Origin of the sequence: Massilia sp. PAMC28688 (assembly GCF_019443445.1) — a bacterium.
Classification (GTDB): Bacteria; Pseudomonadota; Gammaproteobacteria; order Burkholderiales; family Burkholderiaceae_D; genus Telluria_A.
In genome coordinates, this window is the sequence record NZ_CP080378.1 from 906806 (window position 1) to 919610 (window position 12805).

Here is a 12805-nt window from a genome sequence, read left to right on the forward strand (position 1 = left end):
TGGGCGCCTCAGAAAGAGAAATTGGAAAGAACATCGGGCATGCCGTTGGCAACGGCCGCCTGCTCGTTCTCGTTGAGCTTGGCGGCATCCCAGATCTCGAAATGGGTACCCATGCCGAGCAGCATAACGTCACGCGTCAAGCCAACGGCCGAGCGCAATTCAGGCGAAATGAGGACGCGGCCGGCCGAATCCATCTCGACATCGCAGGCATTGCCAAGGAAAATGCGCTGCCATGCCTTGGCCGCCATGGGCCAGGCAGCAATTTCCTGGCGGTGCGCCTCCCACACCGGGCGGGGGAAGAACAGCAGGCAACCGTGGGGATGCTTGGTCAGCGTAAGGCGCCCTTCGCACTGCACCGCGAGGGCGTCACGATGCTTGGCCGGGATGGACATCCTGCCTTTTGCATCGAGATTGATCGCTGAAGCGCCTTGGAACACGTTTTACCTAGCTTGAGAGTTGGAGTGATTGCGGTGTCTTGGCGCTGAAACCCGGGATTTTCTCCCACAAAACTACACTTTTTCACACTGTCGCCCACTTTAGATGAACCAATTCCCATGGTCAAGCGAATTCCGCGAGGCAAAATGCGAATTTTGCCAATGAAGTCAAGGACTTAGCGAACATCGCTCAAGCGTTTCCAAACTAAAATATGCCGTAAATCAGGCACTTAGAATGCACAGTGAATGTGCTACCTCATCTGTACACATGTGTTTTGAATGTTCAACAATAATTAAAATAATTGCACTCAGTTGATTCTTCGCAACAAACCGCCCGTCAACTCCCACTCTGCCTGCAACCGCGACACCAAAGTGAGTACCCACCAACAACACGCCATCGCAGCGCAATCCTGCCGCCTCATCAATGCAAACCAGCACTTTTCACTTCGGGGTCAGACCACTTAAACCGCATGAAAACAATTGATTTGAAAAACTGAACAGCTGTTTTATTGCACGATGAATAGGGTGCTTGAATTCGGGAAATGGCCAGAGTCGCGATTGTTGCGGGAAGTAAGCCGACTGAAGATTTTTGGCGGGGACGTGGAATTGAATGCCGCAATAATGGTCTGGAGCGGAAGAAAGCTTTCAAAAACCGCTTTTAAGTGGTCTGACCCTGAAATTTGGAAACAAATCGATAGGCGGACCGATTCTCGTTGCGGGGAATGGAAGGCGCGAGAAAAGCCGCCACGGATGCGACTTTGCGAGGCCAAAAAATGGGCGGGGATGAGTCAAGACTAGTTGCTGTCCCGCAGCCAGCTCAGGAATCGCTGCTCCAGCCGCGCGAGCGCGCAACCGCGTGCTGCCAGGTGGCCATGCGCGCCTGCCGCTCGTCTTCGGACAACATCGGTTCAAACTGGCGTTCCGCCTGCCATTGCGCCGCGATCTGCGCTTGCGACTCCCAGAAGCCGACAGCCAGCCCGGCCAGGTAAGCGGCGCCCAGCGCGGTCGTTTCCGTGACCCTGGGACGCACCACCGGCACACCGAGGAGGTCGGCCTGGAATTGCATGAGCATGTTATTGCACGCTGCGCCGCCGTCGGCCCTCACTTCCGCCACCGGGCAGGCTGCATCCTTCTGCATCGCCAGCAGCAATTCCGCGCTCTGGTAGGCAATCGCCTCCACCGCGGCGCGGGCGATGTGCCCACGGTTGGTGCCGCGCGTCATGCCCACCAGGGCGCCACGGGCGTACGGGTCCCAGTGCGGTGCGCCCAGTCCGGCAAAGGCGGGCACCAGGTAGACGCCGCCGCTGTCCGGCACACTGGCCGCCAGCGCTTCGACGTCCGCCGAGCGCTCGATGATGCCCAGCCCGTCACGCAGCCACTGCACTGTCGCGCCACCCATGAACACGCTACCCTCCAGCAGGTAGTCGGTGTGGCCATCCACGCGCCAGCCCACCGTTGAGAGCAGGCGGTTGGCCGACGAGGGCGCCTGGCTGCCCGCATGCATCAGCATAAAGCAGCCGGTGCCGTACGTATTCTTGACCATTCCCTTCTGGTGGCAGGCCTGGCCAAATGTGGCAGCCTGCTGGTCGCCTGCCATCCCGGCAATGGGGATGGGGTGGCCAAACAGGTCGGCGCGAGAATGGCCAATCAGCTCCGCGCTCGACACGAGCCGCGGCAGCACGGCCCGCGGAATGCCGAACAGTTCCAGCAAGGCGTCGTCCCAGCGCAGCTGGTGGATATCGAACAGCATGGTGCGGGCGGCATTGCTCACATCCGTCACGTGGCGGCCGCACAATTTAAAGGCGAGCCAGCTGTCGACGGTGCCGAAGGCCAGCTCTCCCTTGTCCGCGCGGTCGCGGGCGCCGGGAACATGGTCCAGGAGCCAAGCAAGTTTGGTGGCGGAAAAATACGCGTCCAGTTCCAGCCCGGTGCGCTGCTGGATCAGCGGGGCGTGGCCGGCCGCGCGCAAGCGGTCACAGGCGCCGGCCGTGCGCCGGTCCTGCCACACGATGGCGGGGGCAACAGCCTGTCCCGTGGCGCGGTCCCACAGGAGCGTCGTTTCACGCTGGTTGGCAATGCCGATGGCGGCAATCTCGGGACCAGACACGCCATGCTCGCGCAGGACCTGGCGCGCGACGGCCAGCTGGCTTTCCCAGATGTCGGCCGGATCATGCTCGACCCAGCCGGGCTGGGGAAAGTGCTGGGGAAATTCCTGCTGCGCGCTGGCACAGGGATGGCCATGGCGGTCAAACAGGATGGCGCGCGAACTGGTGGTGCCCTGGTCGAGGGCAAGGATGTATTGTGGCATCTGGGTCCCGCTGGCAGGCAAATTCAAGGTGAAGCAAGCCGATAGGCCGGATTTTGTTACGGCGCGCCCCTTGCGGTTTGCGCTATGACAGCCATTCCTCTAGGCGCAGAATTACTCCTGCGCTCAAGCTCCCTACCCGCACGCTCCGCGAGCCGCCTCAACGCGTGCCTATTTGGGATTGCTCCAGGTGGAGGTTACCGCGTTTCACCGTAACTAAATACGCTCGTCTCTGTGGCCCTGTTCCTCGCCTTATACCTTGCGGCTTTCGGCGGACGGCCGTTAACCGTCACCCTGCTCTATGGAGTCCGGACCTTCCTCCCGCCAACGCATTACCGTCAGCCAGCGGCTGTCTGGCCTGCTTCACGGGCGTATTGTACCGCGCCCGGCCCCGGCAGTCGAACTGGCAAGCATGCGCGGCCTTCAGCGCCGGGTTTTCCCATGTGCGCCCGCCAGGCGGCGATGTTCGTGTAACCTGTCAGATGCGGCCCGCATGTGGCCGCATACTTCATTAACTTCACAGGCTCTGACAATGGAATGGTTCTTCGACCCGAATATCTGGGTAGGCTTACTGACACTGGTTGTTCTCGAAATTGTTCTCGGGATCGACAATCTCATCTTCATCGCCATCCTGGCTGAAAAAGTTCCACCCCACCAGCGTGACAAGGCGCGCCTGATCGGCCTGTCGCTGGCCATGCTCATGCGCCTTGGCCTGCTGACCATGATTTCGTGGATGGTGACCCTGACCGAACCGCTGTTCGAGGTCATGGGCAAGCCGGTCTCCGGGCGCGACCTGATTCTGCTGCTGGGCGGCATTTTCCTCTTGTTCAAAGCCACGATGGAACTGCATGAACGGGTGGAAGGCAAGATCCACGTGCACACGGGCCCGCGCGTGTATGCCACCCTGGGCGCCGTCATTGCCCAGATCATTGTGCTCGATGCCGTCTTTTCCCTCGACGCCGTCATCACGGCCGTGGGCATGGTCGATGAACTTGGGGTGATGATGGCGGCCGTGATCATTTCCATGGCGGTCATGATCTTTGCTTCCAAGCCCCTGACGCGCTTTGTCAACGCCCATCCGACCGTGGTGGTGCTGTGCCTGAGCTTTCTGCTGATGATTGGCCTGAGCCTCGTGGCCGAAGGCCTGGGCTTCAAGATTCCCAAAGGGTATCTGTATGCGGCAATCGGCTTTTCCATCGTGATTGAATTCTTCAACCAGCTGGCCCGCAAGAACTTTGCCAAGCGCGACGCCCACGTCCCGCTGCGCGAACGCACTGCCGATGCCGTGCTGCGCCTGCTGGGCAGCCGCAAGCGCGACGAGGTGGCGCAGGAGCAGGAAAACATCGCCATGCCCGCCGAAGCACCTGCTTTCGATACGGAAGAGCGCAATATGGTCAGCGGTGTGCTCAGCCTGTCGCAGCGCTCGGTGAGGTCGATCATGACGACGCGCTCGGACATGACCTGGGTGGACCTCAATGCCGCTGCCGAGGTGGTGAGGCAGCGCATCATGGAAGCGCCGCACAGCTTTTTCCCGGTGTGCCGCGGCCAGCTGGACGACATTGTCGGCGTGGCGCGTGCCAAGGACCTGATTGCGGACCTGGCCGTCCACGGCAAGATCGCGCTGGCCAGCGTGCGGGAACCGATCGTCATGCCGGACTCGGTGGGCGTATTGAAGGTCATGGAAACCTTGAAGCGCTCGCACGGGCAGCTGGTCCTCATTGCCGATGAATACGGCACCATCCAGGGACTGGTGACGCCAATTGACATCCTGGAAGCGATCGCCGGCGAATTTCCCGATGAGGACGAGCAGCCCGTCGTGCAGCAGCTCGGCGAGGATCGCTGGCAAATTGATGGCACGGCCGACCTGCTGTATCTGCAGCAGGTGCTGCACAGCGACGCCCTGGTGTCGGGTAATGATGAATACACCTCGCTCGCCGGCTTCATGCTGGAACGGTTCAACACGCTGCCGGCAGCGGGCGACAAGATCGAGGTGGACGGCCTTCAGTTCGAGGTGCTGGAAGTCCAGGAGCGGCGCATTGCATCGGTGCTCGTCACGCGGCTGCCGGCCCAGCCGGCGCCGCTGGAGAACTAGCGGCACGGGGCGCGCCATGCCGGGCCGCGCCCATCAGGTCCTTGCCGCGTCCTGGGGCGCCGCTACCAGTACCCTGTCCACCCGCTGCCGGTCCATGTCCATCACTTCAAACCGATAGCCATTCCACTCGAACGCATCCGACTCCGTGGGCACGCGGCCCAGCTGATGCAGCACCAGCCCGGCCAGGGTGTGAAAGCCCGTCCCTTCGCCGGGAAACGCCGCGTCGGTACCGAGCAGCTCGCGCAGCCGGTCAAGCGGCATGGCACCGTCCACCAGCCAGCTGCCGTCTTCGCGCACGACGGCCTCGCTTTCATGCGCTGCGGCGCCCGGTACGCCCCCCAGCAGGGCGCCCATGAGGTCGGCCAGGGTCACCATGCCCTGCACCTGCCCATGCTCATCGATCACCAGCGCCAGCTCCGCGTTATGCTGCTGAAACTGCTCCAGCAGAGCGCGTGCGCTCATCGACGCCGGCACGCGCATGGGCGCAGCCGAGGCGGCGCCGATGTCGACGGTATGCAATGCTCCGGACTCGATCGCCTGCTGCAGCAAATCCCCGGCATCGACCACCCCCACCACCTGCGTGCGGTCGGTGCCGAATACGGGGAAACGGCTGTGCGGGCTGGCAGCGAGCTTGCGCAGGCTCGCTGCCGCATCATCGCCCAGGTGAATCGCTTGCACATCGATGAGCGGCGTCATCAGAGCCCTGAGGCGCTGGCTATCGAGCCGCAGGGCGCGCCGTGCAATGTCATACTCGGTGTGATCGAGCACACCCGCATCGCTGCCCTCGCGCAGCATGCCGCTGATTTCCTGCTCGGTGGGCGCATTGTCGGGCGGGCGGTCCAGCCCGAGCAGACGCACAATGGCCTCGGTGCAGAGCGACAGCAGTGTGACGAAAGGTGCCATCACGCGGCTGAGTAGCCGCAGGGGCCGCGCCGCGATCATGGCTGCCGTCTCCGGATACTGCATGGCAATGCGCTTGGGCACCAGTTCGCCCAGCAGCAAGGAAACGAAGGTAATCGCCACGATCACCACGCCCAGGGCCACCGCCGGCGCATACGGCCCCAGCACAGGGACAGTGGCCAGCCATGGCGCCAGGCGCGCGGCCAGCGACGACTGGCCAAAGGCCCCATTGAAAATGCTGATCAGGGTTATGCCGACCTGAACGGTGGACAGGAAGGTGCTGGGATTGGCCGCCAGCGCCAGCGCGGCCGCCGCCCCGGTACTGCCGCCGCGCGCCGCCTCTTCAAGCCGCAGCCGCCTGGCCGACGCCAGCGCCAGCTCGGTCATGGCAAACAGGCCGTTCAGCAAGATCAGCAACAAGATAATCAGCACGTCTGACATCGGTCCGTCCTGGAAAGGCAAAACGGTCACGGTAGCGCGCCCGCGCAGGGCGCCATTGAGACAGCCCAATGTCGTGCCATGGCCCGTTGGACGGAAGACACATTGTTGTGATTGTGCAATCAATTGAAAAGGCCCCGCGCCATATTTCCTATATGATATGGAACCCTTTTTGAAACGACTCCCATGCGCGCCAGCCCAGGCCCCACCACCACGTCCGAAATCCGCTTCCGCGAGGTCTTCGAGCAGTCGCCCATCAGCATGCAGCTGCTGGCCCTGGATGGCACCACCGTCGGCGTCAACAAGGCATGGGAAGCATTGTGGCTGGGCGCGCACGGCGACGCGCTCAAGGCGCTGGTATTGAGCGGCCGGTATAACATCCTTTCCGATCCCCAGCTCGAGGCCAAGGGAATCGCGCCTTTCCTGCGGCGCGCTTTTGCCGGCGAGACCGTCAACATCCCGCCCATCCTGTATGACCCCACCGAACTGGGGGTGGAAGGCCGGCCGCGCTGGGTGACCTCGCGCGCCTACCCCATTCGCGACCATGGCGGCGCGATCGTGGAGGTCATGCTCATGCATGAAGACATCAGCGACCGCGTCGAAGCCGAACGCACCCTGCGCCTGGGCGAAGAGCGCTTTCGTTCGCTGGTGGTGGCGATCAGCCAGATCGTGTGGCTATGCGACGAGGATGGACAGCTGACCGACGATTCTCCCTCATGGGGCCAGTTCACGGGGCAGACGGTGGAGCAATGGCGCGGCAATGGCTGGCTGGACGCCGTCCATCCGGAAGACCGCGCCGGCGCGGCCGCCGCCTGGGCGGCCAGCCAGGCCGCCGCCACCCTGTACCAGACCGAATACCGCGTGCGCCGCGCCGATGGCGCCTACCGCCTCATGGAGGCGCGCGCCGTGCCGCTGCAGGGGACGCACGGCAAGGTGCGCGAATGGGTCGGCATCAATACCGACATCACCGAACAGCGCCGCGCCGAGCAGGCGCTGCATCACAATGAACAGCGCATGCGCCGCATGTTCGACACCATGCAGCTGAAGGTATTTACCGCCACCGCCAGCGGCAGCGTGGACTATGCCAACCAGGCCTGGACGGACTTTACCGGCCTGCCCCACGGCGGCATCATGGGCTGGGACTGGGCCGGCCTGGTGCATCCCGACGACCTCGCGCCCAGTCAGCGGGCATGGGAGCGCTCGCTGGCGACCGGCGCGCAGCTGGAAACGGAGCAGCGCTTCCGCCGCCAGGACGGCGCCTATCGCTGGCACCTGACACGGGTCGTGCCGATGCGCGGCGATGACGGCGCCATCCTGATGTGGGTGGGCTCGAACACCGATATCCACGAAGTCAAGTCGGCCGAAACGGAGCTGGCAAGGCGCCTGGCAACCGAACGGCGCCACTTTGCCATCCTCAGCAAGGTGGCAGCTGCCTCGCACCAGCTGCACAGCGCCACCACCGTGGAAGACATGGCGCGCCAGCTGGTCGAGATGGTGCGTGACATTCTTGAGGTCCACCAGGCCGCCATATCCATCAGCAGCGGCGAGCAGCCGGCCCAGGCAATCACGGCCTGTTCGCGGTCGGACCAGTACGCAGCAGCCCGTCCAGCGGACGGCGCGCCGGGCCTGGACGCATTGATGGGCGCCGCCGGGCGCACCCTGCGCCTGACCCGGGCGCAGCTGGTGCGCCAGCTGGAGGCGGCCGGCGCCCCGGCCCTGCCCGGCCAGCTGCCGCAGCAAGGCGTCCTGGCCGTGCCCCTGCTGGCCAGCGACGGCACGCGCATCGGCCTGCTGCAGGCGTCGGACCGGCGCGAGGGCGACTTCACGGAAGAAGATGAAGCCATCCTCACGCAGCTGGCCGCGATTGCCGCCAGCGGCTTTGAAAACGCGCGCCTGTATGCATCCCTGCAGGACCAGCACCGCCACAAGGATGAATTTCTGGCCATGCTGGCCCACGAGCTGCGCAACCCGCTGGCGCCGATCCGCACGGCGGCCGACGTGCTGGCCATGGCCACGCCCGACCAGGCCCGGGTGCGCCAGATGAGCGGCGTCATCGGGCGCCAGGTGAGCCACATGTCGGCCCTGGTGGACGACCTGCTGGACGTTTCACGCGTCACGCGCGGCCTCATCGAGCTGGCCGACGACGAACTGGACGTCCGGCACCTGGTGCGCGAAGCGATCGAACAGGCGCAGCCCATGGTGGAAGCGCGCGGCCACACACTGACGGTGGTGCTGTGCCCCCAGCCGGCACAGGTGCGTGGCGACTCCAAGCGCCTGGTGCAGGTGCTGGCCAATATCCTCAACAACGCGGCCAAGTACACGCCCCGGGGCGGCACCATCGAAATGCGCACCGAATCGACGGCCGATACGGTCACGCTGCAGGTCACCGACAACGGCTCGGGCATCGCCCCCGATCTGCAGCCTTACGTGTTCGACCTGTTTTCCCAGGCCAAGCGCAATTCCGACCGCTCCCAGGGCGGCCTCGGGATCGGCCTGGCACTGGTGAAGAACCTGGTGGAGCTGCACGGCGGCAGCGTGACCTGCTTCAGTAGCGGGGCCGGCACCGGCAGCAGGTTTACCGTGTCGCTGCCGCGCCTGGTGGTGCAGGGCCCGCGCGCCGCCGGCGCCCGGGAAACGGCCAGCGAAGCGGTCCCGGGCCAGCCGGTGCGCATCCTGCTGGTGGACGACAATATCGACGCTGCGCACACGCTGGCCTGCTACCTGGAGGCAGCCGGGCACGAAGTGATGGTCGAGCATGCGGGTGCACCCGCCCTCACGCGCGCCCGGGTCCATCTGCCCCACGTGTGCATTCTCGATATCGGCCTGCCCGACATGGATGGCCATGCGCTGGCGGCGCGCCTGCGCGACCTGCCCCACATGTCCGGGGTCATGCTCATTGCCGTCACCGGTTATGGCAGTGAGCTGGACAAGGAAAAGAGCCTGGCCGCCGGTTTCGACCACCACCTGGTCAAGCCGGTCGACGTCCGGCTGCTGCCGGCACTGTTCGAACAGGCGCGCGGCACGGGTCAGGGCACCTGAGCTTACCTTTAAGGCAAGCACCATGCCCCCCTGCAGAAATTGAAATTTGGTGTCGTTATTTCAAAAGCTGCAAGGAAAGGCGTCGCTTAGAATGACGCATAGTCAACCATACAGGCAGAGCCATATGACGCATCCTTCCCGCAGCGGCGGCCAGATCCTGGTCGATGCCCTGAAAATCCACGGTGTCGACACCGCCTTTGGCGTGCCTGGCGAGAGCTACCTCGACGTCCTCGACGCCCTGCACGACTCGGACATCCGCTTCATCATCAACCGCCAGGAAGGCGGCGCGGCCTTCATGGCTGAAGCCTACGGCAAAATGACCGGCAAGCCGGGCATCTGCTTTGTCACGCGCGGCCCCGGCGCCACCAATGCCGCCATTGGCGTGCATACCGCGTTCCAGGACTCGACCCCGATGATCCTGTTCATCGGCCAGGTCGGCACCGACTTCATGGACCGCGAAGCATTCCAGGAAATCGACTACCGCCGCATGTACGGGCAAATGGCCAAGTGGGTCACCCAGATCGAGCGCGCCGACCGCATTCCTGAATACCTGGCACGCGCGTTCCAGGTGGCCACCAGCGGCCGTCCCGGCCCGGTGGTGCTGGCGCTGCCGGAAGACATGCTGATCGACGTGGCCGCCGTGGCCGACACGCGCGCCTATACGCCGGTGCAGGCCTCCCCCTCGCAGGCGCAGATCGACACCGTGCGCGCCCTGCTGGCCGGCGCCCGCCGCCCCATGCTGCTGCTGGGCGGCGGCACCTGGAACACCCAGGCCTGCGCCGACCTGCAGCGCTTTGCCGAAGCGAACCGGCTGCCTGTCGGCTGCGCCTTCCGCTTCCAGGACCTGCTCGACAATGCGCACCCCAACTACGTGGGCGACGTCGGCATTGGCATCAATCCGAAGCTGGCCGCCCGCGTGCGCGAGGCTGACCTCCTGATCGCCATCGGCCCGCGCCTGGGCGAGATGACCACCAGCGGCTACTCGCTGCTGGCCTCCCCGGTACCGAAGCAAAAACTGGTGCATATCCACGCCGACCCGGAAGAACTGGGCAGCGTGTACCAGGCCGACCTCATGATCGCCAGCGGTGCGCCGCAAGCATGCGCCATGCTGGCGGCCATGGAGCCGGTGGACGCCTCGGCGTGGGCCGCGACCGTGGCAGAGGCGAAGGCGGAACTTGCGGCCTACCAGGAGCAGCCGCCAATTTTCATGGACGGCCAGGCCCCGCTCGACCTGTGGCAGGTGGTCCAGCAATTGCAGGCCGCGGTACCGAAGGACACCATCATCACCAACGGCGCCGGCAACTACGCCTCGTGGGCACACCGCTTCTACCGCTACGGCGGCATGCGCACCCAGCTCGCGCCCACCAACGGCGCCATGGGCTACGGCGTGCCGGCCGGAGTGGCCGCCAAGATCGTGGACCCGGCGCGCACCGTGATCACCTTTGCCGGCGACGGCGAGTACATGATGAATGGCCAGGAACTGGCCACTGCGGTGCAGTACAAGGCGGGCGTGATCATCATCGTCTTCAATAACAGCATGTTCGGCACCATCCGCATGCACCAGGAACGGGATTATCCGGGCCGCGTGTCGGGCACCACCTTGCACAATCCGGATTTCGCGGCCCTGGCCCAGGCGTACGGCGCCCATGGCGAAGTAGTCAACACAACGGCCGAATTCGGCCCGGCGCTGGAACGGGCCCTGGCCCATACCCGCGGCCAGTCGCTGCCGGCCGTGATCGAACTGCGCTACGACGGCAACCTGATCACGCCCAACGCCACGCTGGACACCATCCGCAAGACTGCCGAAGCATCCAGGGCAGCGAAGTAATCAGCGATTGGCAGAGCGCTTCAGCCAGCGCATCAAGGCGCCGAGGACTGGCAGTTTTTCGTACAGCTCCTCGGCCGCATCCCAATAATCCCGGTGCTGCGTGACCATGCCATGGCCGTCGAAGACGATGTGCGTGGCGCCACGGATGCACTGCGGCTCCCTGGAATAGCGCTTCATCACAAACCGGAATTCCCAGCACAGGAACGCTTGCGCCCCCTGCAGCACGCTGGTGGTGACCACGAAATGCGGCTGGTCGACCTGCTCGAACATGTGGTCGAAGATTGTTGCGATGGCGTCAATGCCACGCACTTCATTGAACGGGTCCTTGAAGGCGGCATCGGCAGCGTACACGCGGGCGATGGCGGCGCGCAGCTGGTCGCGGCCGATGGTTTCGTAAAAGGCGACCAGGCGCAGGAGGGCAGGTTGATGATTCATGAGTGGTTCACAGACCGGTGACCTTGCGGATCAGCCAGAAGTACAGGCGGTAAGGCAGCAGGCGCGCCAGGCGCAGGCCGTTGGTGAAGCGGCGCGGGAAGTGAATATGGAAGTGACCCCGCTCGATGCCGGCCACCAGCTGCTCTGCCGCCTCCTGGGCCGTCATCAGGGACGGCATCCTGAAATCATTATTCCTTGTCAGCGGCGTATCCACAAATCCCGGGCAGATCTGGTAGACGGCAATGCCGCGCGGATGCAGGTCGAGATACAGCGACTCGGCCAGGTTGATGAGGGCCGCCTTGGTGGGGCCGTATACCAGCGCCTTGGGCAGGCCGCTGTAGCCGGCCACGGACGACACGATACCGATCCCGCCTGATCCCTGGCGCAGCAACACCGGCAGCACCGGCGCCAGGCAGTTGAAGACGCCGCGCAGGTTCAGGTCAATCAGGCCGTGGGCGGCGGCCAGGTCGAAGCTGTCGGCCCGCATTTCGTTGTAGCCGCCTGCCACCACCAGCACCAGGTCAATCCCGCCCCACTGCGCCACCAGGCGCTGGCACACCGCCGCCACGCTGGCCGGATCGGTGACGTCGAGCGGCAGCGCCAGCGCACGCGGAGCGCTGGCGGTGGTGGCAAGCAGCTTGTCCAGGCTGCGCGCGGAAAACGCCACCAGCGCACCGCCATCGACCAGCAGATGCGCGGTCGCTTCGCCAATGCCGGTGGACGCGCCGATCACCCAGACGCGCTTGCCCGCCCAGTCGTCGATCCCTGGATTCATTGCGCCCGCTTGGAAAACGAGAGCGTGATGTTGCCCAGGCCGACCCCGAACTTGCTCATGGCGGTGCGGTTCAGCATGACCTTGTCATCAATCAGGAACATCCAGTCATCCATGTCGACATTGATGATCTTGCCGTCCACCGGCAGCGCCAGCACGTAGCGCCAGCGCAGCGAGTTGCCGGACACGATGCCTTCCGCCGTACCGATGACGTCCGGCGCGGTGGCGGTAAAGCGGCCCTCGCCCGTCTTCTTCAGGGTCCAGACGCGTTTCTGTTTGGTGCCGTCGGAATAGGTGAAGTCCTCGTCCAGCGTGCCTGTATCGCCCTGCCAGCTGCACTTGATGACGACGACAAAGCGCTTGATGACGTCGCCCGAGCGGTCCTGAAACATGCCGTGGGCGTCGAGCGTGCCGTTAAAGTAGCTCTCCACGTCGAGCTTTGGCAGTTCGCTCGCATACTGCGCCGGTTGCGGCGAACTGCAGGCGGCGACGACGGCGACGGCGGCGCCGATGGCGACGAGTTTGTATAGTTTCATGATGATGGTCCTGTCCATGGTGATTG

At 64.4% G+C, this 12805-nt stretch carries 9 protein-coding genes and 1 other RNA gene; 3 read left to right on the forward strand and 7 right to left on the reverse strand.

Annotation, left to right across the window (positions count from 1 at the left end; translation table 11 throughout):
• Nucleotides 1–8: 8 nt before the first annotated feature.
• The 3 genes from mraZ to rnpB form a co-directional block, all read right to left on the reverse strand.
• Complete coding sequence (mraZ, locus tag KY495_RS03970) at nucleotides 9–437, reverse strand: division/cell wall cluster transcriptional repressor MraZ (RefSeq protein WP_219882460.1); 429 nt, start codon at nucleotides 435–437, stop codon at nucleotides 9–11.
• Between the two features lie 814 nt (nucleotides 438–1251).
• On the reverse strand, nucleotides 1252–2742 hold the full coding sequence (gene glpK / locus KY495_RS03975) for a glycerol kinase GlpK (RefSeq protein WP_219882461.1): 1491 nt from the start codon (nucleotides 2740–2742) through the stop codon (nucleotides 1252–1254).
• Between the two features lie 26 nt (nucleotides 2743–2768).
• Nucleotides 2769–3104: RNase P RNA component class A (gene rnpB / locus KY495_RS03980), an RNA gene on the reverse strand.
• 167 nt (nucleotides 3105–3271) lie between these two features.
• On the opposite strand from rnpB, the gene KY495_RS03985 reads away from it, so the two are divergent.
• Nucleotides 3272–4831, forward strand: a complete 1560-nt coding sequence (locus KY495_RS03985) for a TerC family protein (RefSeq protein ID WP_219882462.1) — start codon at nucleotides 3272–3274, stop codon at nucleotides 4829–4831.
• A 33-nt stretch (nucleotides 4832–4864) separates the two neighbouring features.
• Here the strand turns inward: KY495_RS03985 and KY495_RS03990 are convergent, their stop codons facing one another.
• Nucleotides 4865–6172: a hemolysin family protein gene (locus KY495_RS03990; protein WP_219882463.1), complete on the reverse strand. Its 1308-nt coding sequence runs from the start codon at nucleotides 6170–6172 to the stop codon at nucleotides 4865–4867.
• 183 nt (nucleotides 6173–6355) lie between these two features.
• On the opposite strand from KY495_RS03990, the gene KY495_RS03995 reads away from it, so the two are divergent.
• Both KY495_RS03995 and KY495_RS04000 read left to right on the forward strand, forming a co-directional pair.
• Nucleotides 6356–9208, forward strand: a complete 2853-nt coding sequence (locus KY495_RS03995; protein ID WP_219882464.1) for a PAS domain S-box protein — start codon at nucleotides 6356–6358, stop codon at nucleotides 9206–9208.
• Nucleotides 9209–9332: 124 nt separating this feature from the next.
• Nucleotides 9333–11036: a thiamine pyrophosphate-binding protein gene (locus KY495_RS04000; protein ID WP_219882465.1), complete on the forward strand. Its 1704-nt coding sequence runs from the start codon at nucleotides 9333–9335 to the stop codon at nucleotides 11034–11036.
• On the opposite strand, the gene KY495_RS04005 is transcribed toward KY495_RS04000, so the two are convergent.
• From KY495_RS04005 to KY495_RS04015, 3 genes are read right to left on the reverse strand one after another with little or no spacing between them, the layout of a single operon-like run.
• Nucleotides 11037–11471, reverse strand: a complete 435-nt coding sequence (locus KY495_RS04005; protein WP_219882466.1) for a nuclear transport factor 2 family protein — start codon at nucleotides 11469–11471, stop codon at nucleotides 11037–11039.
• 7 nt (nucleotides 11472–11478) lie between these two features.
• Entirely contained in the window at nucleotides 11479–12246 is a 768-nt protein-coding gene (locus KY495_RS04010; RefSeq protein ID WP_219882467.1) for an SDR family NAD(P)-dependent oxidoreductase, read from the reverse strand.
• A complete protein-coding gene (locus tag KY495_RS04015) occupies nucleotides 12243–12779 on the reverse strand; it encodes a DUF3833 domain-containing protein (RefSeq protein WP_219882468.1) in 537 nt (178 codons plus the stop codon). Before KY495_RS04015 ends, KY495_RS04010 begins: the two co-directional genes overlap by 4 nt.
• Nucleotides 12780–12805 lie beyond the last annotated feature (26 nt).